This is a genomic window from Dellaglioa sp. CoH-56-MRSF-13, from assembly GCF_056782095.1.
The window spans coordinates 1-707 of the sequence record NZ_JBXAYC010000027.1 but is presented as its reverse complement, the minus strand read 5'-3'; the positions used below and the strand labels follow the sequence as shown (position 1 = coordinate 707).

Here is a 707-nt window from a genome sequence, read left to right as displayed (position 1 = left end):
GTCAGAGCCCGGTCTCTGGTCGGGACGAGTAGTAGATAGAAAACCCGGCCTCGGCCGGGTTTTTCTTTTGCTTGACGTGCTTAGTAAATAATAGTAGTATCGCTTTTTGTAACTNAACTAGGCNACAGGAGAGAAGTATGCTGATCCGCAACGAGTACGATGGAACTGATTCGCAGGGCAACCGTTTCCAAGGCACCAACTACCGTGACTTCCGCGTCAACTACCTGATCGTTGGAGATGTGGCCTGTCAGTCGAGTGACTTGTTCGATCGTAAGCAGGTACATTTGTGTACTGTATGCGGCTCTGCGCAAGACCCGAAGGTAGCTCGAAGCCGGATGAGTGAGATTGAGGCCTCGGGTGTGGCACGAAATCTTGAGATCGTTCCGTGCACCGACCGTCGTGCGGAGCAGTCCCCGCAAAAGACACTCAAGCAAAAACAGCTAGAGGAAAAGATTGAACGAACTCGCAAGAAGCTTGCCGAACTGGAACAGCAACGAGCGGGGAGCGCTGCCTAGTATGGGCCCGGGACGCACGGACGTTGTGGCTGTAGTATCTATCTGTATCACTGCTGTATTGGTCATCGCGCTACATATGTTCGCACGATAAACAAAAGCCCCACCAACTGTCTAGGTTGGTGGGGCTTTTTCATTTAGACCAGCGGTGCGATCGATACGGCGCGTGCCGCATTGTACATGGAGCTGTGGAGG

Annotated in this window: 1 protein-coding gene; it reads left to right on the top strand. The window is 52.8% G+C overall.

Going from position 1 to position 707, the window contains the following annotated elements:
* Window positions 1–137: 137 nt before the first annotated feature.
* The gene (locus AC1RP1_RS07655; protein ID WP_481762666.1) at window positions 138–515 is read left to right on the top strand and encodes a hypothetical protein; all 378 of its coding nucleotides are present in this window, start codon (window positions 138–140) and stop codon (window positions 513–515) included.
* Window positions 516–707 lie beyond the last annotated feature (192 nt).

Bases quoted from the DNA above. Each gene is read 5' to 3' on its own strand.
- AC1RP1_RS07655 (WP_481762666.1), top strand. From the start codon at position 138: ATGCTGATCCGCAACGAGTACGATGGAACTGATTCGCAGGGCAACCGT.